Raw genomic sequence first — 22,385 nt, 5'->3', positions numbered from 1 at the left:
TCAAGCCAGATGGCAGGCCACCCGGGCGTTATCGCCCCGAATATCTTCCAGCCGCGGCCGTTGCTGCCGGCAGGTCGCCTGCGCCTTGGGGCAGCGCGGATGGAAGGCACAGCCGGCGGGCGGATCGCTAGGGTCCGGCGTGGCGTCGCCCAGCCCGATATCCGGCACGCCCAGCCCCGGCTCCGGGGTCAGTGCGGAATCCAGCAGCGCCCGGGTATAAGGGTGACGTGGCGAGCCGAAGATCTGCTCCCGCGTGCCCTCCTCGACGATGCGGCCCAGATACATCACCGCGACCCGGTCGACCAGATGCTCGACCACGGCCAGATCATGGCTGATGAACAGGTAGGTCAGCCCGAACTCGGCCTTGAGATCGAGCAGCAGATTGAGGATCTGCGCCTGGACCGAGACGTCCAGCGCCGAGGTCGGCTCGTCGCAGATCACGATGTCCGGACGCATGACCAGCGCGCGGGCGATCGCCACGCGCTGACGCTGCCCGCCGGAAAGCTGGCCGGGAAACTGCTCGGCGGCGCGCCGGGGCAGACCCACCACATCCAGGGTTTCGGCGACATGCGCCGCCTGCTCGCGAGGCGTGCCAATGCCATGCACCCGCAGCGGCAAGCCGACGATCTGGGCGATTCGCTTACGCGGATTGAGCGAAGAGTATGGATCCTGGAAGATCGGCTGAATGTGGCGGGCCAACGCCTTCTGATCGGCGCCCCGTACCGGCCTGCCATCGACCAGCACGTCGCCGTCGCTCGGCGTCGTCAGCCCCAGCAGCATCTTGGCCAGCGTGCTCTTGCCGCAGCCCGACTCGCCAACGAGCCCCATGACCTGGCCGCGCGGAATCCGCAGCGAAACATTGCTGACCGCACCGAGCGTGCGTCCGCGCTTGAACAGGCCCCCGCCCAGGGTGAAGGTTTTCGAGAGCCCGCAAAGCTCCAGCGCCGGGGTGACGGCACGGGATACCGAAGCGGAGTCCGACGGCAACGGGCGGGATTCGGCTACCTCGGTGATGGGTTGTGCGTTCATGAAATGGTCTCCGGTGGACGCGGTGCCGGTACCGGCCGGTCGGCATAGTGACAGCGGGCGCGATGATCGCCGGACAGGGACATCAACGGCGGGGTCCGCTCACAGGTCGGCTGCGCCTGCGGGCAGCGATTGCGAAAGGCGCACCCCTCGACGTGCCCGACCAGGCTGGGCACGACGCCCGGGATCGCCTGCAGCCGACTGCCGGGCGGCGTCTTGCCCGGCGCGGGAATGCAGCTCAACAGCCCGCGGGTGTAGGGATGAGCCGGATTGGCATAGAGTGCCGGCGTGGGTGCCGATTCGATCACCTCGCCGGCGTACATCACCGCCACCCGATCGGCGATGCGCGCCACGACCCCAAGGTCGTGAGTGATGAAGATCACCGCAGTGCCGAACTCCTGCTGCAGCTCCCGCAGCAGACGCAGGATCTGTGCCTGGATCGTCACGTCGAGCGCGGTGGTCGGCTCGTCGGCGATGATCAGGTCCGGCTCGCACATCAGCGCCATGGCGATCATCACGCGCTGGCGCAGCCCGCCGGAGAGCTGATGCGGATACTGGTTCAAACGGTCTTTCGCGGCGCTGATGCCGACGCGCTCGAGCAGATAGATCGCCCGCTCGCGCGCCTCCTGCCGGCTGACGCCGCGATGACGGATCAGCCCTTCGCAGAGCTGGTTGCCCAGGGTGTAGGCAGGGTTGAGCGCGGTCATCGGCTCCTGGAAGATCATCGACATTCGTGCCCCCCGCAGATCGCTGCGGCGACGCTCGGAAAGCATGGTCAGGTCGATGCCGTCGAACTGCAGGCGATCGGCCGTGAGCCTGGCCTTGCGAGGCAGCAGCCCCATCAGGGCCAGCGAGGTCATCGACTTGCCGCAGCCGGACTCCCCCACCAGACAGAGCATCTCGCCACGCTCGACATGAAAATCGATCCCGCGCACGGCGTGCAGCGTCCCGGCCTCTACCGGCAGGTCGACGCGCAGGTTGTTCACTTCGAGTAATGGCATCAGTTGCGCCCTCCCGGTGCATTGAGGTCCCGTAACCCATCGCCGAGCAGGTTGATCGCCAGTACCAGCACGAACAGCGCAATACCGGGAATCGCGATGACCCAGGGCTGGAAGAACATGTAGGCCTTGCCCTCGGCGACCATCAGCCCCCAGGACGGCAGCGGCGGCTGAACGCCCATGCCGAGAAACGACAGCGTCGCCTCGAGCAGGATCGCGTGAGCCATTTCCAGGGTCATCACCACGATCAGGGAGCCGGCGATGTTGGGCAGCACCTCGCGCAGCAGGATGTAGGGCAGCGAACAGCCCAGCGTGCGCGCAGCAAAGACGTACTCGGCATCGCGCACCTGCTGGGTGACCGAGCGCGAGACGACCGCGAAGCGGTCCCACAGCAGCAGCCCCAGCAGCAGTATCACCGTGGTCAAGGAGCCACCGGTCAGCGAGGCCAGCGCCAATGCCACCAGCACCACCGGCATCGCCAGCCGCGTGGTGATGATGTAGCTGATGACCGCATCCACGCGCCCGCCGAAGTAGCCGGCCAGCACGCCCAGCGTGGTGCCGATGACGCCGGAGATCAGCGCGACCACCAGCCCGATGGTCAGCGAAATGCGGGTGCCGAAGAGCAGCCGGCTCAAGGTGTCGCGTCCCAGTTTGTCGGTGCCCAGTACATGCTCCCAGGAACCCTCGTCATGCCAGACCGGCGGAACCATGCGATTGGCGATGTCCTGGTGATACGGATCATGCGGCGCCAGCAGCGGCGCGAAGATGGCGATCAGGATCGCCAGCCCGACCACGATCAGGCCGATCGCCAGGCCACGATGGCCGAACAGTCGCCGCGTCACTCGCGACCAGGCCGGTGGCTGCAGCGAAATTTCGCCGAGGCCAGTGCCAGGCGTCGAGGCTGAAGAAGCGGTTGGCGAAACGCTCGAAGTCGTCATGTCGTTCTCCTCAGCGGGTGCGAATGCGGGGATCGAGCGCGGCGTTGGCGACGTCCGCCAGCAATGTCAGCACGATGTAGAACAGCGCGATGATCAGCACCACGGCCTGCACCACGGGATAGTCGTTGCGCGAGATGGCGTCCCAGGCCAGCTGCCCCAGGCCGTTGAGCGAGAAGACCGATTCGATGACCACCGAACCGCCGAGCATGAAGCCGAGCTCGACGGCAGCCAGCGCGACCACCGGGATGATCGCGTTGCGCAGCGCGTGCTTGAAGATCACCGACCCGGTGCGCAGCCCCTTGGCGCGTGCCGTGCGGATATAGTCGGACTCGAGTACCTCGAGCATGCCGGTACGCGTCAGCCGCATCATCGCGGGTGTGGCGTAGTAGCCCAGCGCTATCGCCGGAAGCACGAAATGCTGCCAGCCGTCGCTGCCCGCCGCCGGCAGCCATTGCAGCGTCACCGCGAAGACCACGATCAGTGTCAGGCCGAACCAGAAGCTCGGCATCGCCTGCCCGACCACCGCGAACAGCAGTGCCAGCCGATCGATCCAGGTATCGCGCTTGAGCGCCGCCAGCACGCCCAGCGGAATCGAGATGCCTACCGCCAGCGCCAGCGCGAGACCGCCCAGCGTCAGCGTGACCGGCATGCGATCCACGATCAGGTCGACCACCGTGCTCTGGTAGTAATAGGAGCGGCCAAAGTCGAAGGTCAGCGCATCACCCAACCAATCCAGGTACTGGCTGACGATCGGCCGATCGAGGCCGTAATCCACCCGGATCTGCTCCACCTGTTCGGCGGTGGCCTCTGGCCCGGCGATCGAGGTCGCCAGGTCGCCGGAGAGATGCAGCAGCATGAAACTGACGATCGAGATGGTCAGCGCCACACTGATCGCAACCAGGATCCGGCGAACGATAAAAGTGCCCATGGAACCTCCTCACGCCACGCGGCCTCCTCCTCGTCGAGTCGAGGCCGCGCGGACGGGTTGCGGATATCGGAAAGCGTTACTTCCAGCTGGCCTCGGCAAAACGGGGCAGCTCATCCGGATAGGGCGTGAAGTTCAGATCCGAGGTGTAGGCATAGTAGGTGGAGTAGGAGAACAGCGGTGCCCAGTAGGCCTGCTCCGAGATCCGCTGGAGCGCCTTGCGGTAGTTTTCCTTGCGCATCTCGGGATCGACGGAAGTGTCGGCGGTGTGAAGCCACTGCTGGACCTGCTCGTCCTGCCAGTGGTCGTCGGCGCCGCCGCCGAAATAGACGCTGGTGAACGCGGAAACGTCGTTGACCGAATAGGAACCCCAGGTCTTGAACGACATGTCGGTGTTGCCACCGCGCTGCTGTTCGAGCAGTGCCGGCGAGGTCATGAAGCGAAGATTGACATCGATACCGATGTCGCGCAGATCGCCGATCATCGCCTCGGCGTAGTCCCGTTCGCGATAGGCGTAGAGGTCCAGCTCGAAGCCGTCGCCGTAGCCGGCATCCGCCAGCAACTGGCGCGCCTTGTCGGGGTCATAGGCATACTCGACCACATCCTGGGTCTCGCAGCCGAACTGGGCGGGAAAACAGGGTGCATAGAGCGGGCGACTGCCGCCCCGCACCAGATTGTCCGCCATGCCCTGTCGGTTGATCGCATGGTTGATCGCCTGACGTACCTCGAGATGGCTCAAGGGCGAATTCTCGCGCCTGGCGGCATCGAAGGAGATATATGCGACACGCATGGTCTCGCCGCTGTCCACGGTCAGGTTGGGCATGCTCTGCATCTGCTCGGCCTGATCCGCCGGCACACGCCAGATCCAGTCGACCTGTCCGGTCATCAACTGCGCCACGCGAGAGTCCTGATCGGGAATCACCTTGAACTCGAGCTTGCCGATATGCGGCTTGCCGATCGGGCTGTCGGCAAAGTAGTCGTCGTTGCGGGTCAGCTTGACGCCCTCGCCCGGCGTCACTTCGGTAATCCGATAGGGGCCGGTACCGATCGGCTTCTTGCTGAAACCTTCGAGACCGACTTCCTGGAAGTACTGGTCCGGGAAAACCGGAAGCGGCCCGGAGAGATACTCCAGCGCCGCCGGGAAAGGCCCGTTGAGATGGAAGCGAACATGGGTATCGTCGATCTTCTCCACGCTCTCGATCCAGTCGACGTTCTGGCGCGTGACCACCTTCGAGTCCGGCGACACCACGTAGTTGAAGGTGAAGACGACGTCGTCGGCATTGAACGGCTCGCCGTTCTGGAACGAGACGCCCTGGCGCAGCGTCATCTCCAGCGTGGTGTCATCGACCCACTGCCAATCGGTAGCGAGCATCGGCTCGTAGTCGTTGGTCTCGGGGTTGCGGTAGACCAGCGTATCCCACGCCAGGTGCGAGATGATCACCCCTTCCCGCAGGTTGTTGTGATAGGGGCTGATGTTCTCGGGTTCGCTGTCGGAAGCGTAGACCAGCGTATCGTTGGCCTTGTTGGCCAGCGCAGGCAGCGACAGGCAGCACAGCGCCGTGCCGGCCACGATATGGCGAAGCGTCAGGTTAGAGCGCATATCAACCTCGTTCTTGTGTTGTTGGACGAGAGTCTGTTATCGGACGAGAGCCCGGCGTATCACCGGCAGCGTCTTCCCCAGCGGCCCTGTCGTTGTGTTGTTGAACCGCCTTCGGGTCGACGCCTTTTCACTCGACGCTATCGAACGCCTATCCATGCCACAAGTACAATGTTTAGAATCAACCATTGCCATTTCGGCAAACTTTAATAAAAACAATGGGGAGCATTTCATGTCCGGTATTCGTGGAGATGAATAGCCGCGCGCTGCAGGAAACCGCCCTGCGCTATTTCCTGACGGTGGTCAAAAGCGGTTCGATCAGCGAGGCCTCGGTTCGGCTCAATGTCGCCGCCTCGGCGATCAGCCGGCAGATCGCACGTCTCGAACACGAGCTCGGTACCCAGCTGTTCGAACGGCGCGCCAGAGGCATGGTGCCGAGTGCCGCCGGGGAGCTGCTGGCTGCACATGCCAGGCGAATGCAACTGGAAACCGAACGCGTGGCCAGCGAAATTCAGGCCCTGCAGGGGCTCGAACGCGGCACGGTGCGCCTGGCCTGTTCGGAAGGGTTCGCGGTCGATTTCATCCCGCTGACGATCATCGAGTTTCGACGCCGTTATCAGGGCATCCAGTTTCGGCTCAGCGTGAGTTCGCCGGCCGAAGTGACGCGCAAGGTGCGCGAGGGAGAAGCGGATATCGGCTTGACCTTCAGTCTGGCGCCCGAGCGCGACATCCAGGTGGCGTCACGCCAGCGTTCGCGCATTCAGGCACTGATGGCCCACGACCATCCGCTGGCCGGTCGACGACAGGTAACGCTGGCGCAGCTGCAGCCGCATCCGGTCGCCCTGCCGCCGCCCGAAACCACGCTGCGCCAGCTGTTCGATATCTGCTGCAGTCAACAGAACCTGATCTTCGAATCGATCTTCACCAGCAACTACACCGAGGCGCTGGTGAATTTCGCCATGCTGGGTGGCGGCATTGCACTGGCCGGCGAAATCTCGATTCGGCATCGGCTACTACACGATCGGCTGGTGGCGGTGCCCATCCGCGATGGGGGGATGGATGCCCGCCACGTGGAGCTGCAGACACTGGCCAACCGTACGCTACCGGCGGCGACCGAGGCGTTTCTCGAACACCTCAAGGCGATGATGGAAGCCGGCAAGCCATGACGGCCTTCAACCGGCGTGACACTTCTTGAATTTCCTGCCGCTGCCGCAGGGACAAGGGTCGTTGCGCCCCACGTCCTTGAAGGCGTTGCGCACCGGGGCCTGCGGTTCGTGGTGGTGATGCTGGCAGTGCGGACCGTGGACGTGGCCAGGGGCGTCGTGGCTGTGGTCGTGATCATGCTGACAGTCCGGGCCGTGGACGTGAGATTGAGTCATCTGGCGATACCGTAACGAAGGGAGGATAACCGGAGCGAGATTATCCTCCACGGATCGTGGCGGCGCCATCGCCTTGCGGCCCGCGAGCGCTACTTGAGCTCGATCTCGACGAACACGAACTCGGCATCGTTGGCGTTGACCACGTTATGTTCGGCGCCCTTGTCCCGATAGTAGGAAACCCCCGCTTCCAGCACCGAGAACGTGTGGCCGTCCAGCGTCTCGAGCTCGAGCTTGCCGGTGCTCTGGGGTACCACGACATAGTCGTGCTCATGCGCATGCCAGCCGGTTTCGGCACCCGGCGGGAAGCGCCATTCGGTGACCCGAACCCGGTCGTTGTCGACCTGGACTTTCGATTGGGCCTGCGGGCGGGGCTGGGACTGGGGCCGTGAAGCATCCATGATTCAAATCCTCGAGTAGACAATCAATGTTCGGCACCGGCGCGGTGCCGGAGACGTCGCGACGGCGCTCAGTAGCCGTAACGCTTCAGAATGGCGTCCTGATCCTGAGACGGCTGCCCGTAGAACTCCAGCAGCTGCTCCGGCCGGTTGGTGAAGAAGCCGTCGACGCCGCGCTGCCGATAACGCTCGAAGTCCGCCGGCTCGTCCACCGTATAGAGATGCACCAGCATGCCATCGTCATGGGCCATGCCGATCATCCACGGCTCGGCCAGATCCATGTAGCTGAACTGGCTGCTGAACGCGCCGTCATGCTCGGATTGCACCGCCGAGGGCCCGACACCGATGGCGCCATGATCCTTGGCGAAATCGAGCCAGGATCGATATGCCTCGGGTGACGCGACCTGCTGGCGCGCATAATAGTCGGCCGTGCTCTCGTCGTCGCCCTGCGGCTTGCCCGGCGCAGCCTCGATGCCGCCCTCGCCCAGCCACAGCAGCAGCACACGCGGCACTTGCGGCATGGCCTCTTCCAGCGCCTGCAGGCTGGCCTTCGAGAAGGTCTGCATCACCACGCGACCCGGCGTATCGCCAACCCTGACGGCGCCCTGTTCGGCGGCGGGTCGAGATTTCGTTGCCTTGCCGAGCCAGCCCCGCGCCTCGAGCTTGTCACGCAAGTCCTGCTCGATTCCGGGAAACTGCTCGGGCACCTTGGTTTCGATATAGAGCCCGGGGTGATTCCGACCGTCTTCGGCGATGTCGATCACTTCGTCCAGAGTCAGGATCTCGAGACTCGAATAACTGTCGCGGGCACGATCCGGATAGGCGGCATTGAACCAGCTGCCGGCGTCGAGCCGTTTGAGCTCGTCCAGGGTGAAGCTCGATACCGGCGCGTCGGCTCGGTCAGGGAATACCTCGGCGACGTTGGTGTTGCGCCCCAGCGAGTTGTCGTGAACCGCCACCAGCACGCCATCCTGGGTTCGCTGCAGGTCCAGCTCCAGATAGTCGACGCCCAGATCCCGCGCCAGCAGGTAGGCCGGTCGGGTCGACTCCGGCGCCTGGTAGGAGGCGCCGCGGTGGGCGATCACCGCGTCACAGGGTATCGGGATTTTGGTACATAGCGTCGAGCCCTGGGGCTCGCCATCGCCGGCGGTATCGGCGGCCTGGGCCACGCCGATCGGCAGTATCAGGCTGACACCACAGGCCAGTAGCCAGTGACGTGTCGCAATGGTCATCGTTATCTCCTTCGTTCATCCGTTATCGGGCTCTTCCTGCCGGATACAAGGTTGACGCTACCCGATGACACGCTGGCGACCAAGTCAGGTCCAGGGCGTCGATTTCACCGGCGCTCTCGAAACCCGGGCGTTGTGGCCGAACGGCGTATGTTGATCCAGCATAGCCAGCGCCGGACGCAGTGACATCCCACCGTCGCCCCAGTCAGTCCTTACTTCGCCTGGAGCCCTTGTCATTGGTGCCGAGCCATTTCCCCTTCCGAGTCAGACGAGTCGCCGGATCAATTCTCGATAGTCGCGGTTGCGGGATGGCGGCGGCGGCACACATGCGTTAAGCTGCGTTCCCATTGCCGTTACCTGTCTGACCGTCGTCACGCGAAGCTGAAAGAGTTGACGACCCTCCTATTTGCCGCCTCCAGGCGCATCAGCCAGCACTGGCATTCCCCGGTAGAGCGTAGCCGCTTCGCTTCGCCATTCGCCGCGACCTAGAGAATACCGAATGAGTTTTGCCTCACTGGGCCTTAGTGCCCCGTTGCTGAAAGCCGTTGCCGAACAGGGCTACGACACCCCTTCCCCGATTCAGTCACAGGCGATTCCCGCCGTCCTCGAGGGAAGAGACGTCATGGCAGCCGCACAGACCGGCACCGGCAAGACGGCAGGTTTTACCCTGCCGATTCTTCACCGCCTGTCTCAAGGTGAGCGCCCCCAGGGCGGCTCACAGATCCCGGTACGTGCCCTGATCCTGACCCCGACCCGTGAACTCGCCGCTCAGGTGGGCGAAAGCGTGGCGACCTACGGCAAGCACCTGCCGCTCAAGAGCGCCGTGGTCTTCGGCGGGGTCAAGATCAACCCGCAGATCGCCACCCTGCGCCAGGGCGTCGACATTCTCGTCGCCACGCCGGGCCGCCTGCTCGATCTCCATCAGCAGAAAGTGGTTCGCTTCGACAAGCTAGAAGTGCTGGTACTGGACGAAGCGGATCGCATGCTCGACATGGGCTTCATCCACGATATCCGCAAGATTCTGGCCGTGCTGCCCAAGCAGCGTCAGAACCTGCTGTTTTCGGCGACCTTCTCCAACGATATCCGCAACCTGGCCAAGGGCCTGGTCAACGATCCGGTCGAGCTGTCGGTCACGCCGCGCAACGCCGCGGCTGCGACGGTGAAGCAGTGGGTCCACCCGGTGGACAAGAGCCGCAAGCCGGCGCTACTGTCGCACCTGATCCAGACGCATCAGTGGCAGCAGGTGCTGGTCTTCACCCGCACCAAGCACGGCGCCAACCGCCTGACCAAGTATCTGGAAGGCCAGGGTATCGAGGCGGCGGCGATTCACGGCAACAAGAGCCAGAACGCGCGCACCAAGGCGCTGGCCGATTTCAAGAGCGGCAACGTCCGCGCGCTGATCGCAACCGACATTGCGGCTCGCGGACTGGACATCGACCAGCTGCCGCAGGTGGTCAATTTCGAGCTGCCCAACGTGGCGGAGGACTACGTCCACCGCATCGGCCGTACCGGCCGCGCCGGCGCCAGCGGCCAGGCCGTCTCGCTGGTGAGCCTGGACGAGAAGAAGGAACTGGCCGGCATCGAGCGTCTGATCAGCCAGCGTCTGAACAGCGAGGCGGTGGAAGGATTCGAACCGACACCCGGCGGCGGCCCCAAGGTCGACGACAACGAGGGCCGTCAGCCACGCGGTGGCCAGCGTCGCGGTAACGGTGGCGGACGCGGCAACAACGCGGGCGGACGCGGCAACGGCGGTGGTCGTGGCTCATCCTCGGGCCAGCGCAGCGGTGCCAGTGGCAATCGCGGCGAAGGCAACCGGGGCGACAGCGGCAACCGCAATGGCGACGCGCCTGCACGTCGGCGGCGGCGTTCCCAGGGTGGACAACGCCGCAGTGGCGGCGGCACGCCCAACGGCAACGTCTGAACCGCGACGCCTGACTCGGCATCAACGACAACGCCACCGTCATTGACGGTGGCGTTATCGTATTCGGGTGCCGTGCCGACGCGGGAAACCTAGTCGAGCACGACCAGCCGATTGGGCAGCTCGTTACGCTCGTGGGTCGCCGGCACATGGGTCTTCAGCAGGTCGCCACAGCTCTCGATGCAGTCGAGAAAGCCCTGCAGCGTCTCGCCGGCTTTGACGCGGGCAGTAAACGCTTCGACGATCGACTGCCAGGTGTCGTCGCTCAACTGGGCCGAGATCCCGCGATCGACGATGATCTCCACGTAGCGCTCGGCTTCCGAGACGAAGATCAGCATGCCGGTACCGGCATCGGTATGGTGCAGATTCTGCTCCAGGAACTGGCGCCTGGCCAGATTGGAAGCGCGCCAGAAGCGCACATGGCGCGGGATCAGGCGCGTGAGTATCGACGGCAACCGAAACACCACCGCCAGCACGATGAAGACCAGCCACTGCACCAGCAGCAGATACCAGGCACTGATGCCGTCCAGCCAACCCAGCCAGTTGGCGATGACGCTCAGCGCGCCCGGCACGATGAGCGCCGTCAGCCCGGCCCACAACAAGGGAATGTAGGTGTAGTCATCGGCCTGGCGTGCCAGGACAGTGACGACTTCGGCATCGGTGTCGCGCTCGATCCGCGTGATCGCGTCGCCGACCTGCCGCTGTTCGCTTTCGTTCAATAAAGACATGCTGTCGTCATCCTGTCGTCTACCAGCCACCGGAGGCACCGCCGCCGCCGAAACCGCCGCCGCCGCCACCGAAGCCCCCACCGCCGAAGCCGCCGGAACCTCCGAAACCGCCGCCCATTCCACTACCCAACGCACCGCCGAGCAGAAAACCGCCCAAACCGCCACGGCGCCGGCGCCGTTTTCCGCCACGGCCGCCACCACCGCCGCCACTACGCACGATCAGCATGACGATCATGAACAAGGCAAAGAACCAGAAGCCCGCGCCACCGATATGGCGCGAGGCTTGACGATCGGGCTGTTGCTGCGGCGCCGCTTCCGCCATGGGATCGCCACCCAGCACCTTGACCATCGCCTCGGCCCCGCGGGTGATACCGCCGGCGAAATCGCCCTCGCGAAACGCGGGCGTGATGATCTGATTGATGATCATCGAAGACTGGGCGTCGGTCAGCCGGCCCTCGAGGCCGTAGCCGACCTCGATGCGCACGGCGCGCTCGTCCACCGCCACGATCAGCAGCGCGCCGTTGTCCTCGCCCTCCTGGCCGATACCCCAGTGCCGCCCGAGCTGGTAGCCATAATCCTCGATGGCTTCACCCTGCAAATTCGGCAGAGTGACCACCACCACTTGCTCGGAGGTCGCCTCTTCGTGGGCCGCCAGCATATCGGTCAGCTGGGATTGGGTAGCGGGGTCGAGCAGTTCGGCATTGTCGACGACCCGCCCGGTGAGCTCGGGGAAATCCGGCGCCGCCTGGGCGACCAGCGCGAAGGCCAGTAGCCACAGACCAAGCATCAGCGACGCAGCGCACTTGTACGATTGTCGAACCGGCCAGCGCATCAGAACTCCACCTTGGGCGCCTGATCGGCATTCTCCGTGGTGGCTTCGAAGTTCTCCCGAATCGGCATGTCGCTGTAGAGCACGCTATGCCAGATCTTGCCGGGGAAGGTGCGGATCTCGGTGTTGTAGGCCTCGACCGCCTGAATGAAATCCCGTCGCGCCACGGCGATCCGGTTCTCGGTCCCTTCCAGTTGGGATTGCAGCGCCAGGAAGTTCTGGTTCGACTTCAGTTCCGGATAGCGCTCGGAGACCGCCATCAGCCGGCTCAGCGCACCGGTCAGCTGCCCCTGGGCCTGCTGGAACTGCTGCATCTTCTGAGGATCGTTCAGCGTATCGGCGTCAACCTGAATCGAGGTCGCCTTCGCTCGCGCTTCGACAACGGCCGTCAGCGTCTCCCGTTCCTGGCTGGCGAAGCCCTTGACGGTTTCCACCAGATTGGGGACCAGATCCGCGCGACGCTGGTACTGGTTCTCGACCTGGGACCAGGCCGATTTCACCTGTTCGTCGAGCGTCGGGATATTGTTGATACCGCAGCCGGAGAGCGAAAGCATCATTACCAGCAGCAGCATCCAGCGCCACGGTTGACGAGTCGCGGCGGACAAGGCGGTCACAGGTGTCTGCATGAAAGGTTCCCGATCAGAATTCAGAATAAGCCGTTTCGACAACTCGAGCGTGTCACGGTGGTGCGAAGACATCGAAACGACGATGACGCCAAGTTACAGGTTGGCCAGCGGCTTGGGAAGGTGAATTCCTTCGTGTTCGGTCGGCGTTGCCGTCGCTGGTCATTCACTATCGCCTGCGTCACCATGTTGATGACGGCGCCATCAACCCCGGGGTGCCGTTGTCGGTAGATCGCCAACAAGCAGAAAAGGGCCGTCGAAAGGCCCATCGACAAAGGATTTTTCCGCGTGACACAACGTTTTAACGCTCGCTTTGCCCGTCCCTTCGCGGTACTGGCCCTCGGCCTGGGTCTCGCTGGCGGTGCGCATGCCGCCACGCCGCAGCACGTTCGCATCGCTGTCGACGTGCCCTACCCGCCGTTCGAGTATCGCAACGCCGATGGCGAGCTGGCGGGCTTCGAGATCGATCTGGGCAACATCCTCTGCGAGCGTGCCAAACTCGACTGCGAGTGGGTCGTTCAGGGCTGGGACGGCATCATCCCCGGGCTACTCTCGCGTAAGTACGACGCCATCATGTCATCGATGCGCATCACGCCGGCGCGCGAACGCCAGGTGCTGTTCACCAGGCCATACGCCATGTCGCCGAAGGTCTGGGTGGCGCGGCGCGGCAGCGATATCTCTCTCGACGATCCGGCCTCGCTGAAGGGGCTTTCGGTGGGCGTGCAGCGAGGCACCACGCAGGACAGCTACATCACGCAGCAGTACGCCGACACCCTGGATATCCAGCGCTACGCCACGGCGGCGGATGTCGCGCTGGACCTGGAGTCGCAGCGCCTGGACCTGGCGTTTCTCAACTATCCGGTCGCGCTGGACTCGCTGGAGATCGGCAACGCCGACAGCCAGTTCGTTCAGGTCGGCCCGCGGATCGACCGTCCGGAGTCGATCTTCGGCAAAGGCAACGCGATTGCGGTTCGCCCCCGCGACAAGGAACTGGCCGAAGTCTTCAATCAGGCGCTGGACAGCGTCTACGCCGACGGCACGTTCGAAGACCTGATGCACCAATACTTCGATTACGACCTGCGTCCCGCCTCTCGCAAGTCAAATACCTGACGCCGCCGAGACGATAAAAAGCGCCGCCAGGGATATCCCGGCGGCGCTCTCGTTCTAGCGCTTCGTATCTCTTCCTTCTAAGCGCTTAAAACTCCAGGCAGATCTTGCCAAAGTGCTTGCCGGACTCCTGATGACGGAAGGCATCGGCAATCCGATCCAGCGAGAACGAGCAGTCGACTACCGGTTTGATCCCGGTCGTCTCGAGAGCCCGGACCATCTCGATCTGATGCCGACGGCTACCCACGATCAAACCTTGGAGCCGAGCCTGCTTCGCCATCAGCTTGGAGGTGGGAATATCCCCGCCGCGACCGGTCAACACGCCGATCAGCGAGATATGCCCGGCAATGGCCACGGCATCGATGGACTGCGGCAGCGTACCCGGGCCGCCGACTTCGATGACATGATCAACGCCGCGCCCGTGAGTCAGTTGCTGGACCTTCTTGCCCCACTCCGGCTCTTCGCGATAGTTGATCGTATGGTCGGCGCCCAGCGCCTTCAGGCGGGCAATCTTGTCCTCGGACGACGAGGTGGAGATGACCGTCGCGCCCATCGCCTTGGCAAGCTGCAGCGCAAAGATCGAGACGCCGCCGGTCCCCAGCGTCAACACGGTATCCCCCGCCTTGAGCCCGCCATCGACGACCAGCGCGCGCCAAGCCGTCAGCCCTGCCGTGGTCAGCGTGGCGGCTTCGGCATGGGTGTAACCCTCGGGGGCGTGGGTGAACCACTGGGCGGGTCGCACCACCTGCTCGCGGGCATAACCGTCGACGCCGTCGCCCGGCACCGTCTTGAAGTCGGCAACGCGTGCCGGCCCGTCGAGCCAGTGCGGGAAAAAGGTGGAGACGACACGATCGCCGGCCGCGAACTCCGTGACGCCCTTGCCCACGGCCTCGACGACACCCGCGCCATCGGCCATGGGGATTCGCCCTTCTTCGGTCGGGGATTTGCCGCTGACGACGATATAGTCATGGAAGTTGAGCGAACTGGCGTGAAGGCGAACCCGGATCTCCCCCAGGCCCGGCTCGCCGGGGCCTTCGACCTCGTGGAGCTTGAGCTGATCCAGGCCACCGGGGGATTTGAGATTGACGACTTGCATGAAACACTCCTTGAACGAAACGACCTCGATGGATCGCTTGATGGTAACGAGAGTGTAGACGCTCTCCTCCGGCAGCGATCAAGCCCTTTCGGCGACGCCGTTGCCCGTTGCCCGTTGCCCGTTGCCGGCTCGGCATTGCAGATCGCGGGTCGCGGGTCGCGTCACCAGCTCTCTTCGTCGTCGTCTCGTTCCCGCGCCTGTCGCTCCGCCGCTTCCTCGCGCGCGTCGTCGATCACCTGCATGACGTCGCTGACATCGACAAGCGTAGTATCCGGCGTGAAGCGTCCGGTCAGACGGACTTCGGGATGGAGCTCGCCGGCCTCGTAGAGCGCCCAGATCTCCTTGCCGTAGTCGGTCTTCAGCAACGCCGGGGCGAAACGGCCGAAATAGCCGCGCAGGTTGTCGACGTCGCGTACCAGCATCCAGGGCGCGTTGTTGTTGCCGGCCGCATCCACCGCCTGGGGCAGATCGATGATCACCGGCCCGTCGGCGCCGACCAGGATGTTGAACTCCGACAGGTCGCCGTGAATCAGGCCGGCGCTGAGCATCCGGACGACCTCGCCGATCAGGCGCTGGTGATAGTCGAGCGCCAGCTCCGGCGTCAGTTCGACGTCATCGAGACGCGGCGCGACGTCGCCATCGGCATCGACGATCATCTCCATCAGCAGCACGCCATCGACGAAGCCGTAGGGCGTCGGCACCCGCACGCCCGCCTCGGCGAGGCGGTAGAGCGCGTCGACTTCCGCATTCAGCCACGCCGACTCCTGCTCGCGCTGGCCATAGCGGGTCTTCTTCGACATCGCCCGCGCCCGACGGCTGTTACGTACCTTGCGGCCTTCCTGGTAGGCCACCGCCTGCTTGAAGCTGCGCTGTTTGGCCTCCTTGAACACCTTGGCGCAGCGCAGCTCCTCCCCGCAGCGAACGACGAAAACCTGGGCCTCCTTGCCACTCATCAGTTGACTGACGACCTCGTCCACCAGGCCATCCTCGACCAACGGCTGCAATCGCTTGGGTACTTTCATGCTTTCGCTATCCTCACAGGTTCCTGCTGGCCTCAGCGTCCAATTCGGCGCACCCGGCAGCTGCGCCCTTTCAATTTACCCGCGCTCAACGTCGCCAGCGCCTGCCTGGCCACCCCGCGCTCGACCGCGACGTAGGCGCTGCGATCGAGCACCTTGATCTTGCCGACCTGATCGCCATCGATGGCATCGTCGCCGTTGGTCAAGGCCCCCAGCACGTCCCCCGGGCGGATCTTCTGCTTCTTGCCGGCATCGATCTGCAGGGTCGCCATACGCGGCTGAAAGGGCTGCTGCCCGGCGCCGGCACGACCGGGCAGCGGTTCGACGGGCAGGCTCTCGCCTAGAAATTCCTCGAGGCGTTCGAGCCGATAGGCTTCCTTCTCGGTCAGCAGCGTGCAGGCAACGCCGCGTGCCCCGGCGCGTCCGGTCCGCCCGATGCGGTGCACGTGAACCTCGAGTTCACGCGCGATCTGATAGTTGAAGACCGCATCCAGGGCATCGATATCCAGCCCGCGCGCGGCCACGTCGGTGGCAACGAGAACCGACAGGCTCTTGTTGGCGAAACGAATCAGGGTCTGGTCGCGGTCGCGCTGCTCGAGATCACCGTGCAAGGCTTCCGCGCTGAACCCCGCCGACATCAGCTCGTCCGCCACGGCCTGCGTCTCGCGCCTGGTATTGCAGAACACCACGCTGGATTCCGGCCGGTAGTGCAGCAGCAACTGGCATAGCGCAGCAAGACGAGCTGGTTCGTCGGCGACCCGGTGGAAGTGCTGGCGAATGCTCTGCTCGTTGTGGGTCGAGGCCACTTCTACCTTCACCGGTTCGCGCAGCATACGCTCGGCGACCGGCCGTACGCTGTCCCCGTAGGTGGCGCTGAACAACAGCGTCTGGCGTGTCGTCGGCGTGGCCGCGACGATGGCCTCCAGCGCGGCCTGGAATCCCATGTCGAGCATGCGGTCCGCCTCGTCCAGTACCAGCACCGCGAGAGACGAGAGATCCAGCGAGCCCTTGCGCAGATGCTCCTCGATACGCCCCGGCGTTCCGACGACGACATGCGCCCCGTGCGACAGCGAGTTCAACTGCGGCCCCAGCGGCGCACCACCGCACAGCGCGAGAATCTTGACGTTGGCCAGCATTCGCGCCAGCCGGCGCAGCTCTTCGGCGACCTGGTCCGCCAACTCGCGGGTGGGGCAAAGCACCAGGGCCTGAACCTGGAAGCGTGACACATCGAGGGCCGACAGCAGCCCCAGTCCGAAGGCGGCGGTCTTGCCGGAGCCGGTCTTGCCCTGGCCGATCACGTCCCGGCCGCGCAGGATCGGCGGCAGACTGGCAGCCTGGATCGGCGTCATCGCCAGATAGCCCAGCGATTCCAGGTTATCCAGAAGCGCCGGCACCAGCGGCAGCGAAGAGAACGCCTCGGGATGTTCGGCCTTGGCGTGGCTGGTTTCGGCCTGGGCGTGGCTGGTTTCGGCCTGGGGGTGGCTGGTTTCGGGATGGTGGATCTCGGACACGGCAAGCGCTCCTGGTCGAGAAGAAGGAATCGATACAATCAACCGGCGGACGTCTCGGGTCTCACCATGTCATGTTCAGGCGCGGCAGAATACCAGAGCGCGCGGTGATTGACGCCGTCTCGTCCCCCGGGGTAGGCGATCCGGGCAAGAAAGGCCAAATAAACCTGCAACATCAGCGCAATGTTGCGTAAAATCTCGCCCGTCGTTGACAACCTGATAGGTAGTGACAATGGGTAGGGCCTTCCAGAACCGCAAGGAATCCATGGCCAAAACGGCCGATGCCAAGACCAAGGTCTACAGCAAGTATGGCCGCGAAATCTATGTCTGCGCCAAGTCCGGTGGTACCGACCCTTCCGGTAACCTGACGCTCCGAGGGCTGATCGACAAGGCCAAGAAGGATCAGGTGCCTTCGCACGTGATTGAAAAAGCCCTCGACAAGGCCAAGGGCGCCGGCGGCGAGGATTTTTCACCGGCGCGCTACGAGGGCTTCGGTCCCGGCAACTGCATGGTGATCGTCGAGTGCCTGACCGACAACCCGAATCGGACCTTCGGCGACGTGCGCGGCTGCTTCACCAAGACCAAGAGCAAGATCGGCACCCAGGGCTCGGTCAGCCATATGTTCGATCACTGCGCGATCTTCGCTTTCGCCGGCGAGGACGAGGAAGCCGTGCTCGAAGCGCTGATGGAAGCCGATGTCGATGTCACCGACATCGAAAGCGAAGAGGGCCGAATCACGGTATTCGCTCCGCATACCGAATACGCCAAGGCGAAGCAGGCGTTGATCGATACCTTCGGTGAGATCGAGTTCGAAGCCGACGAGATCCAGTTCCTGCCGCAGACCCACACGCCGCTGGAAGGCGACGACGTGGCCATGTTCGAGAAGTTCATCGACATGCTGAACGATCTCGACGACGTACAGAACGTCTATCACAACGCCGAGCTGCCCGAGAACGCCTGACGCGATCGCTTCGAGATCGGCTCGGTCATCAACGAGAAACCCACCTCGCGGTGGGTTTCTTGCGTCCGGGCCGGTGAATCCTGGAATCCGGCGTCAAGGGACGAACCGCTTCAAGGGCTGGCCTTGGAAATCTTGGCGCCGCTCAACGACACCCCGCCCTGAATACCCTGGTTGTTCATCACGAACGCGACGGCTTCCTGATTGGCGGTGTCGTTGGTGATCTGGCCGTTGGCGCCGATGTCCGCGACCGCGACGCCGGCACTGGCGCCGATGGACCAGCCGTTGTCGCTACGTACCCGATTGAGCGCTTTTTCCGTCATCAGCATGTAGATGACCGCCTGCGACTGCGCGCCGGCCTGAAAGCCGATGGAACCGCTGGTCGTGGTGTAGTAGCCCGCCTTGGCACCATCGACCAACAGCGATCCGTCACCGTGGCTGGCGCCAACGATGAAACTGGCGCCCAGCACGCCCGGAAAGACCAGCACACCTTCCGCACGGTCGGCCAACGCCCGGGAAGCCGGCACCGATCGATAGAGCCGATCAAGCGTCTGCTGTACGTCCTGATCCAGCTGCTCCCGCTGCGACATTCGACTTTCGCGATCGGCGGAAGTCGTCGTGGTGCAGGCGCCAAGCCCGCCGGCCAGCAACACACCAGCCATGATGCTCAAGGCAATTCGACGCCAGAGGATGTGCGACATGCGTGGTTCTCCTGAATGAGTCATTTCGTTGACGTTGCCGTTTCGTCGTGTGTCTTGTGAATATCGTTTGCTCTATTAGGTATAGCCCAGCCTGGCGATTTCTGCGGCTTCCTGACGTTGCGCTCGAACGGAAGGCCCTGACACCGGTTAATGGCGATTAAGGAACGCCACCATTCGTTGCCCACAAGCTTGGGCAAGGATTATCCGACGCTCTACGCTAGCGAATAGGCGGTTCGACGCCAACGAATGGTCAAAGGTGCCAACACGAAGGAGACAGCTCTCATGCCAGCCAAGTCCGAATCCCAGCAAATGGCCGCCGGTGCCGCACTCGCTGCCAAGCGTGGCGAGAAGAAGGCCAGCGAACTCAAGGGTGCATCGAAGTCGATGTACGATTCGATGGATGAAAAGGAACTCGAGAAGATGGCATCGGCCTCTCGCAAGGACAAACCCAAGCACAAATCCTGAATCTCGAACATTGCGGATAGCGAGCTTCGCGGTTCGCTTACCGAGGTGCCGCGCGGCCCGTGGTCGCACCTAGCTATGGTCGCACCAAGCCAAGGCCCTCATGGATTCAGGAGACGGCCGATGCGTCATTCTTTTACCGTCAGCCCACGCTTCGCCGATCGCCGCGATGCCGGGCGTCAATTGGCCGAGCAGTTGATCGATGCACCAAGAGCGGATCTCGTCCTGGCGCTACCGCGCGGCGGTGTCCCCGTTGCCTTCGAAATCGCCCGAACACTGGATTTGCCATTGAGCCTGATCATGGTACGCAAGATCGGGGCACCGGGCCGTCCGGAATTCGGTATCGGTGCGGTCGTGGATGGCGATCCTCCCCAGCTGTATCTCAATGCCGAACTGGTCGAGATGGCCGGTGCATCGGATGCCTATCTCGCGGACGAGAAAGCGCGTCAGTTGAAGACGATCGAAAGCCGCCGGACCCGCTACCTGGGCGACCGCCCCGCCGTCGATGTCGCCGGACGCGCGGTGATCGTCGTCGACGATGGCATCGCCACAGGAGGCACCGCCCGGGCCGCGCTGGAGGCGATGCAGAAGCAGGGCGCCAGGCATGTCACACTGGCAGTGCCGGTTGCCTCGAGAGAGGCACTGGACCAGCTTCGCGACTGGGCCGATGAGATCGTCTGCCTCTCGGCACCGATCGATTTCAGCGCCGTCGGCAGTCATTACGAGGAATTCGACCAGACCACCGACGAAGAGGTGATCGAGCTGCTGGCACAGACCAAGGCTCCCGAGTCGTGACCTCCGGACAGGCTACAGGCGCCTGAAGCTCGACCGGACACAGCATGAACCACGACGTTTCCCGATCTCGTCCCGCCGTGACCTGTTCACCCGTTTCTTTCCTCCAGTTCCTCCAGTTCCTCCAGTTCCTCCAGTTCCTCCAGTTCCTCCAGTCCTTCCAGTTCGTTCAGCCCACTCATCACATGCGACGCACCCATGCCGCCGCCCGATCCTGCGCGTTTTCTCTCCGTGGCAGATGATGACTCCAGACGAGCCCGCTTTTCGCCTACAATAACGGCCCCTAACGCCGTCACGAAGCAGGGTTTGCATGAGTCACGAGACGCCCACAGCCCCGGAACCCACGCCGCGCACCGAGACGCCCGCCGCGAGCCCGCCGCCGGTGATCGCCATCAGCGGCCTCTCCAAGCGTTACGATTCCGGCTTCTCAGCGCTGAAGCAGATCGACCTGGAGATCCAGCGCGGCGAGATCTTCGCCCTGCTCGGCCCCAATGGCGCCGGCAAGACGACCCTGATCAGCATCATCTGCGGGCTGGTCAACGCTACCGGCGGTAGCGTGACGGTCGACGGCCACGATAGCGTCACCGACTATCGTGCCGCACGGGCCAAGATCGGCCTGGTACCGCAGGAGCTGACCAGCGATGCCTTCGAGACCGTATGGAACACGGTGCGCTTCAGTCGTGGGCTGTTCGGCAAGGCGCCGGACGATGCCCACATCGAGCGCGTGCTCAAGGCGCTGTCGCTGTGGGACAAGCGCAAGAACAAGCTGATCACGCTCTCCGGCGGCATGAAGCGCCGCGTGCTGATTGCCAAGGCGTTGGCCCACGAGCCGGAAATCCTGTTCCTCGACGAGCCCACCGCCGGTGTCGATGTCGAGCTCCGGCGTGACATGTGGGAGGTGGTCAGGGAGCTTCGCAATAGCGGCGTGACCATCATCCTGACCACGCACTACATCGAGGAAGCCGAAGAGATGGCCGACCGCATCGGCGTCATCAATGGCGGCGAGATCGTGCTGGTACGGGAAAAGGCGACCCTGATGCGGCAACTCGGCAGCAAGCAGTTGACTCTGCACCTGCAGACACCGCTGGCCAGCGTTCCGCCGGCGCTGGCCCACTACCCGCTGACGCTGGCGGAGAACGGCAACGTGCTGGTCTATACCTACGACGCCAGCGAGGCCGGTGACAGCGATCACGTCAGCATCAGCGCGCTGATCAACGAGATCGAGGCCGCCGGGATCCGCTTCAAGGATCTGCATACCAAGCAAAGTTCGCTGGAAGATATCTTCGTCAACCTGGTCAGAGAGCGCCAATGAACCTGCAAGCCGTCCGCTCCATCTACTTCTTCGAAATGGCCCGCGCCGGGCGCACGCTGCTGCAGAGCCTGATCTCTCCGGTCATTTCGACATCGCTCTACTTCGTCGTTTTCGGCGCTGCCATCGGTTCGCGCATTCAGGAGGTCGAAGGCGTCAGCTACGGCGCCTTCATCGTGCCCGGCCTGATCATGCTGATGCTGCTCACGCAGAGCGTGTCGAACGCCTCGTTCGGGATCTTCTTCCCCAAGTTCACCGGCACCATCTACGAAGTGCTGTCGGCGCCGATCTCGTACTTCGAGATCGTGCTCGGCTATGTCGGCGCCGCCGCATCGAAATCCGCGATTCTCGGGCTGGTAATTCTCGGCACGGCGAACTTCTTCGTCGATCTGCATATACAGCACCCCTTCATGATGCTGCTGTTTCTCCTGCTGACCGCAATCACCTTCAGCCTGCTCGGCTTCATCATCGGCATCTGGGCGGATAGCTTCGAGAAGCTGCAGCTGGTGCCGCTGCTGATCATTACGCCGTTGACGTTTCTCGGCGGCAGTTTCTACGCCATCGACATGCTGCCGCCGTTCTGGCAGGCGGTGACGCTGGCCAACCCGGTGGTCTACCTGGTCAGCGGTTTCCGCTGGAGCTTCTACGGCATCAGCGATGTCAGCGTGGTTGCCAGCCTGGTCATGATCGGCGTGTTCCTGGCGGTCAGCCTGGGCGTGATCAGCTGGATCTTCCGCACCGGCTACCGCCTCCGTCCCTAGTTCATGGTTCATAGACCCATGGCCGATAGCCCGAAACACGCGGCAACAAGCCATCGTTTACCCTGGCGGGCTGCCCGGCGGCCCGCC

Annotated in this window: 23 protein-coding genes; 8 read left to right on the top strand and 15 right to left on the bottom strand. The window is 63.8% G+C overall.

The window, feature by feature from the left end; all coding sequences use genetic code 11:
* The 5 genes from CCD76_RS04765 to CCD76_RS04745 all read right to left on the bottom strand — a co-directional run bounded on the left by CCD76_RS04765 (position 1) and on the right by CCD76_RS04745 (position 5,487).
* Positions 1 to 1,029, bottom strand: a complete 1,029-nt coding sequence (locus tag CCD76_RS04765) for an ABC transporter ATP-binding protein (RefSeq protein WP_087718396.1) — start codon at positions 1,027 to 1,029, stop codon at positions 1 to 3.
* Positions 1,026 to 2,027, bottom strand: a complete 1,002-nt coding sequence (locus tag CCD76_RS04760; RefSeq protein WP_256961110.1) for an ABC transporter ATP-binding protein — start codon at positions 2,025 to 2,027, stop codon at positions 1,026 to 1,028. Before CCD76_RS04760 ends, CCD76_RS04765 begins: the two co-directional genes overlap by 4 nt.
* Positions 2,027 to 2,962 carry an ABC transporter permease gene (locus CCD76_RS04755; RefSeq protein ID WP_087718395.1) on the bottom strand — a complete coding sequence of 312 codons (936 nt, stop codon included), beginning with the start codon at positions 2,960 to 2,962 and terminating at the stop codon, positions 2,027 to 2,029. The genes CCD76_RS04760 and CCD76_RS04755 overlap by 1 nt, the downstream gene beginning before the upstream one ends.
* Positions 2,963 to 2,972: 10 nt before the next feature.
* Positions 2,973 to 3,890 carry an ABC transporter permease gene (locus CCD76_RS04750; RefSeq protein ID WP_087718394.1) on the bottom strand — a complete coding sequence of 306 codons (918 nt, stop codon included), beginning with the start codon at positions 3,888 to 3,890 and terminating at the stop codon, positions 2,973 to 2,975.
* A gap of 76 nt (positions 3,891 to 3,966) precedes the next feature.
* Positions 3,967 to 5,487 carry an ABC transporter substrate-binding protein gene (locus CCD76_RS04745; RefSeq protein ID WP_087718393.1) on the bottom strand — a complete coding sequence of 507 codons (1,521 nt, stop codon included), beginning with the start codon at positions 5,485 to 5,487 and terminating at the stop codon, positions 3,967 to 3,969.
* Positions 5,488 to 5,735: 248 nt separating this feature from the next.
* Between CCD76_RS04745 and CCD76_RS04740 the strand changes: the two genes are divergently transcribed.
* On the top strand, positions 5,736 to 6,650 hold the full coding sequence (locus CCD76_RS04740) for a LysR family transcriptional regulator (RefSeq protein ID WP_087718392.1): 915 nt from the start codon (positions 5,736 to 5,738) through the stop codon (positions 6,648 to 6,650).
* 6 nt (positions 6,651 to 6,656) lie between these two features.
* Here CCD76_RS04740 and CCD76_RS04735 read toward each other — a convergent pair whose 3' ends face one another.
* From CCD76_RS04735 to CCD76_RS04725, 3 genes are all read right to left on the bottom strand, one after another.
* The gene (locus tag CCD76_RS04735) at positions 6,657 to 6,863 is read right to left on the bottom strand and encodes an SEC-C metal-binding domain-containing protein (RefSeq protein WP_087718503.1); all 207 of its coding nucleotides are present in this window, start codon (positions 6,861 to 6,863) and stop codon (positions 6,657 to 6,659) included.
* Between the two features lie 89 nt (positions 6,864 to 6,952).
* Positions 6,953 to 7,261, bottom strand: coding sequence for a cupin domain-containing protein (locus CCD76_RS04730; RefSeq protein ID WP_087718391.1), 309 nt, complete (start codon positions 7,259 to 7,261; stop codon positions 6,953 to 6,955).
* A 68-nt stretch (positions 7,262 to 7,329) separates the two neighbouring features.
* Entirely contained in the window at positions 7,330 to 8,490 is a 1,161-nt protein-coding gene (locus CCD76_RS04725; RefSeq protein ID WP_087718390.1) for a glycerophosphodiester phosphodiesterase, read from the bottom strand.
* 496 nt (positions 8,491 to 8,986) lie between these two features.
* Between CCD76_RS04725 and CCD76_RS04720 the strand changes: the two genes are divergently transcribed.
* Positions 8,987 to 10,408, top strand: coding sequence for a DEAD/DEAH box helicase (locus CCD76_RS04720; RefSeq protein WP_087718389.1), 1,422 nt, complete (start codon positions 8,987 to 8,989; stop codon positions 10,406 to 10,408).
* Between the two features lie 89 nt (positions 10,409 to 10,497).
* On the opposite strand, the gene CCD76_RS04715 is transcribed toward CCD76_RS04720, so the two are convergent.
* The 3 genes from CCD76_RS04715 to CCD76_RS04705 are packed head-to-tail and all read right to left on the bottom strand — an operon-like array spanning position 10,498 to position 12,588.
* Positions 10,498 to 11,133, bottom strand: a complete 636-nt coding sequence (locus CCD76_RS04715) for a TPM domain-containing protein (RefSeq protein WP_087718388.1) — start codon at positions 11,131 to 11,133, stop codon at positions 10,498 to 10,500.
* Positions 11,134 to 11,152: 19 nt separating this feature from the next.
* Positions 11,153 to 11,965: a TPM domain-containing protein gene (locus CCD76_RS04710; protein ID WP_087718387.1), complete on the bottom strand. Its 813-nt coding sequence runs from the start codon at positions 11,963 to 11,965 to the stop codon at positions 11,153 to 11,155.
* Entirely contained in the window at positions 11,965 to 12,588 is a 624-nt protein-coding gene (locus CCD76_RS04705; protein WP_087718386.1) for a LemA family protein, read from the bottom strand. Before CCD76_RS04705 ends, CCD76_RS04710 begins: the two co-directional genes overlap by 1 nt.
* A 285-nt stretch (positions 12,589 to 12,873) precedes the next feature.
* On the opposite strand from CCD76_RS04705, the gene CCD76_RS04700 reads away from it, so the two are divergent.
* Positions 12,874 to 13,695, top strand: a complete 822-nt coding sequence (locus CCD76_RS04700) for a transporter substrate-binding domain-containing protein (protein WP_256961109.1) — start codon at positions 12,874 to 12,876, stop codon at positions 13,693 to 13,695.
* Positions 13,696 to 13,780: 85 nt separating this feature from the next.
* Here the strand turns inward: CCD76_RS04700 and CCD76_RS04695 are convergent, their stop codons facing one another.
* The 3 genes from CCD76_RS04695 to dbpA form a co-directional block, all read right to left on the bottom strand.
* Positions 13,781 to 14,788, bottom strand: a complete 1,008-nt coding sequence (locus CCD76_RS04695) for a zinc-dependent alcohol dehydrogenase family protein (RefSeq protein ID WP_087718385.1) — start codon at positions 14,786 to 14,788, stop codon at positions 13,781 to 13,783.
* 161 nt (positions 14,789 to 14,949) lie between these two features.
* Positions 14,950 to 15,810, bottom strand: coding sequence for a PA4780 family RIO1-like protein kinase (locus CCD76_RS04690; protein ID WP_087718384.1), 861 nt, complete (start codon positions 15,808 to 15,810; stop codon positions 14,950 to 14,952).
* Positions 15,811 to 15,842: 32 nt separating this feature from the next.
* Positions 15,843 to 17,318, bottom strand: coding sequence for an ATP-dependent RNA helicase DbpA (gene dbpA, locus CCD76_RS04685; protein ID WP_256961108.1), 1,476 nt, complete (start codon positions 17,316 to 17,318; stop codon positions 15,843 to 15,845).
* A gap of 229 nt (positions 17,319 to 17,547) precedes the next feature.
* Between dbpA and CCD76_RS04680 the strand changes: the two genes are divergently transcribed.
* The gene (locus CCD76_RS04680) at positions 17,548 to 18,276 is read left to right on the top strand and encodes a YebC/PmpR family DNA-binding transcriptional regulator (RefSeq protein ID WP_087718383.1); all 729 of its coding nucleotides are present in this window, start codon (positions 17,548 to 17,550) and stop codon (positions 18,274 to 18,276) included.
* 110 nt (positions 18,277 to 18,386) lie between these two features.
* On the opposite strand, the gene CCD76_RS04675 is transcribed toward CCD76_RS04680, so the two are convergent.
* Positions 18,387 to 18,974, bottom strand: coding sequence for a BPSL1445 family SYLF domain-containing lipoprotein (locus CCD76_RS04675; protein WP_087718382.1), 588 nt, complete (start codon positions 18,972 to 18,974; stop codon positions 18,387 to 18,389).
* A 282-nt stretch (positions 18,975 to 19,256) separates the two neighbouring features.
* Here CCD76_RS04675 and CCD76_RS04670 point away from each other — a divergent pair, with 282 nt between their 5' ends.
* From CCD76_RS04670 to CCD76_RS04655, 4 genes are all read left to right on the top strand, one after another.
* Positions 19,257 to 19,439: a DUF3008 family protein gene (locus CCD76_RS04670; RefSeq protein WP_087718381.1), complete on the top strand. Its 183-nt coding sequence runs from the start codon at positions 19,257 to 19,259 to the stop codon at positions 19,437 to 19,439.
* Between the two features lie 120 nt (positions 19,440 to 19,559).
* On the top strand, positions 19,560 to 20,231 hold the full coding sequence (locus tag CCD76_RS04665) for a phosphoribosyltransferase (RefSeq protein ID WP_087718380.1): 672 nt from the start codon (positions 19,560 to 19,562) through the stop codon (positions 20,229 to 20,231).
* Positions 20,232 to 20,538: 307 nt separating this feature from the next.
* The gene (locus tag CCD76_RS04660) at positions 20,539 to 21,540 is read left to right on the top strand and encodes an ABC transporter ATP-binding protein (RefSeq protein ID WP_087718379.1); all 1,002 of its coding nucleotides are present in this window, start codon (positions 20,539 to 20,541) and stop codon (positions 21,538 to 21,540) included.
* Entirely contained in the window at positions 21,537 to 22,298 is a 762-nt protein-coding gene (locus CCD76_RS04655; protein ID WP_087718378.1) for an ABC transporter permease, read from the top strand. The genes CCD76_RS04660 and CCD76_RS04655 overlap by 4 nt, the downstream gene beginning before the upstream one ends.
* Positions 22,299 to 22,385 lie beyond the last annotated feature (87 nt).

Origin of the sequence: Salinicola salarius, from assembly GCF_002179555.1 — a bacterium.
GTDB classification, from domain to species: Bacteria; Pseudomonadota; Gammaproteobacteria; order Pseudomonadales; family Halomonadaceae; genus Salinicola; species Salinicola salarius_A.
The sequence above is the reverse complement of the archived record's forward strand: the minus strand, read 5'-3'. Positions and strand labels throughout refer to the sequence as shown.

Coding starts and splice junctions, on each gene's coding strand:
- CCD76_RS04765 (WP_087718396.1), bottom strand. CDS start 1,029: ATGAACGCACAACCCATCACCGAGGTAGCCGAATCCCGCCCGTTGCCG.
- CCD76_RS04760 (WP_256961110.1), bottom strand. CDS start 2,027: ATGCCATTACTCGAAGTGAACAACCTGCGCGTCGACCTGCCGGTAGAG.
- CCD76_RS04755 (WP_087718395.1), bottom strand. CDS start 2,962: ATGACGACTTCGAGCGTTTCGCCAACCGCTTCTTCAGCCTCGACGCCT.
- CCD76_RS04750 (WP_087718394.1), bottom strand. CDS start 3,890: ATGGGCACTTTTATCGTTCGCCGGATCCTGGTTGCGATCAGTGTGGCG.
- CCD76_RS04745 (WP_087718393.1), bottom strand. CDS start 5,487: ATGCGCTCTAACCTGACGCTTCGCCATATCGTGGCCGGCACGGCGCTG.
- CCD76_RS04740 (WP_087718392.1), top strand. CDS start 5,736: ATGAATAGCCGCGCGCTGCAGGAAACCGCCCTGCGCTATTTCCTGACG.
- CCD76_RS04735 (WP_087718503.1), bottom strand. CDS start 6,863: ATGACTCAATCTCACGTCCACGGCCCGGACTGTCAGCATGATCACGAC.
- CCD76_RS04730 (WP_087718391.1), bottom strand. CDS start 7,261: ATGGATGCTTCACGGCCCCAGTCCCAGCCCCGCCCGCAGGCCCAATCG.
- CCD76_RS04725 (WP_087718390.1), bottom strand. CDS start 8,490: ATGACCATTGCGACACGTCACTGGCTACTGGCCTGTGGTGTCAGCCTG.
- CCD76_RS04720 (WP_087718389.1), top strand. CDS start 8,987: ATGAGTTTTGCCTCACTGGGCCTTAGTGCCCCGTTGCTGAAAGCCGTT.
- CCD76_RS04715 (WP_087718388.1), bottom strand. CDS start 11,133: ATGTCTTTATTGAACGAAAGCGAACAGCGGCAGGTCGGCGACGCGATC.
- CCD76_RS04710 (WP_087718387.1), bottom strand. CDS start 11,965: ATGCGCTGGCCGGTTCGACAATCGTACAAGTGCGCTGCGTCGCTGATG.
- CCD76_RS04705 (WP_087718386.1), bottom strand. CDS start 12,588: ATGCAGACACCTGTGACCGCCTTGTCCGCCGCGACTCGTCAACCGTGG.
- CCD76_RS04695 (WP_087718385.1), bottom strand. CDS start 14,788: ATGCAAGTCGTCAATCTCAAATCCCCCGGTGGCCTGGATCAGCTCAAG.
- CCD76_RS04690 (WP_087718384.1), bottom strand. CDS start 15,810: ATGAAAGTACCCAAGCGATTGCAGCCGTTGGTCGAGGATGGCCTGGTG.
- CCD76_RS04680 (WP_087718383.1), top strand. CDS start 17,548: ATGGGTAGGGCCTTCCAGAACCGCAAGGAATCCATGGCCAAAACGGCC.
- CCD76_RS04675 (WP_087718382.1), bottom strand. CDS start 18,974: ATGTCGCACATCCTCTGGCGTCGAATTGCCTTGAGCATCATGGCTGGT.
- CCD76_RS04670 (WP_087718381.1), top strand. CDS start 19,257: ATGCCAGCCAAGTCCGAATCCCAGCAAATGGCCGCCGGTGCCGCACTC.
- CCD76_RS04665 (WP_087718380.1), top strand. CDS start 19,560: ATGCGTCATTCTTTTACCGTCAGCCCACGCTTCGCCGATCGCCGCGAT.
- CCD76_RS04660 (WP_087718379.1), top strand. CDS start 20,539: ATGAGTCACGAGACGCCCACAGCCCCGGAACCCACGCCGCGCACCGAG.
- CCD76_RS04655 (WP_087718378.1), top strand. CDS start 21,537: ATGAACCTGCAAGCCGTCCGCTCCATCTACTTCTTCGAAATGGCCCGC.